Source organism: Streptomyces altiplanensis (genome assembly GCF_053591575.1).
Window position 1 is genome coordinate 1 of record NZ_JBSFUB010000238.1, and the last position, 1,119, is coordinate 1,119.

Annotated in this window: 1 protein-coding gene; it reads right to left on the reverse strand. The window is 62.7% G+C overall.

Going from position 1 to position 1,119, the window contains the following annotated elements:
• Window positions 1-40: 40 nt before the first annotated feature.
• Window positions 41-886 carry an IS5 family transposase gene (locus ACWD0Y_RS36690; RefSeq protein ID WP_450264584.1) on the reverse strand — a complete coding sequence of 282 codons (846 nt, stop codon included), beginning with the start codon at window positions 884-886 and terminating at the stop codon, window positions 41-43.
• Window positions 887-1,119 lie beyond the last annotated feature (233 nt).

Here is a 1,119-nt window from a genome sequence, read left to right on the forward strand (position 1 = left end):
AGAGGACGTCTGGTTCGTGTAGTTCGTGGGTGATTATGGTTTATGCGTCTCGCCAGGTTGGGGTGGTTTCGCCGGTTGCGCGTTTGGCCAGGGTGGAGATCGCGGCGAGGCGGATCATGCTTTCGGAGTGTTCGGGTTTGGTTTCGTAGTCGCGGGCGAGTCGGCGGTGCATCATGATCCAGCCGAGGCTCCGCTCCACCACCCAGCGTCTGGGCAGCACGGAGAAGCCCTTGACCTGTGTGTTTCTGGGGACGACATCCACGTCGATGCCGAGTTTGGCGCCGTGTTCGACGGTCTGGTTCTTGTAGCCGGTGTCGGCCCATGCCTTGGTGATCGTGGGGTGGGTGGTGGCGAGGCGGGTGAGGAGGTGTTTGCCGGCCTCGTTGTCGGAGACGCTGGCTGCGGTGACCGTGACCAGTAATAACAAGCCGAGGGTGTCGGTGATGATGCTTCGTTTCCTCCCGACGATCTTCTTGCCGGCGTCGATGCCCTGGGTGCTGATGGGTACGGTGTGGGCGGTCTTGACGGACTGTGAGTCGATGACACATGCGGTTGGTTCGGGGTCGCGGCCTTCCTTTTCGCGGACGAGGCGGTGCAGGCGGACGCCGAGCTTCTCGATGGTGCCGTCGGCGCTCCAGGCGGTGAAGTAGGAGAAGACGGTGGTGTGGGCGGGAAAGTCGTGCGGCAGGTAGCGCCATGCGATACCTGTCCGGTTGACGTAGAGGATCGCGTTCATGACTTCGCGCAGGTCAGCGGCCTTGCGGCCGAGGTTGAGGGAGGTTTTCTGCCGCTCGGCCCGCCAAGCGGTCAGGACCGGTTCCATCAGGGCCCAGCGGGCATCGGACAGGTCGGACGGGTACGGCTTGCGGGCCGGCTGTGTGGTCATGACGCTACTGATACGGTCCGCGCCTCGTGGGGGCTATCACTCGGCCGGGTGATACGACGGAGGTAGTCCGGCATTTTCGAACCGGACAGGAGCTTTGACCGCATACCTGGATGACACGCCCGACCGGAAGCCGCAGTTACCCGACGAGATATCAGGATGGTTGGCAAAAACGCCGCATCTCGGGTCGCTGCCAGATGACCCCAAACAGGACCTCAGTGGAGAAAACATCCACT

Excerpts from the sequence above, each read along its gene's own strand:
- ACWD0Y_RS36690 (WP_450264584.1), bottom strand. The coding sequence starts at position 886 with ATGACCACACAGCCGGCCCGCAAGCCGTACCCGTCCGACCTGTCCGAT.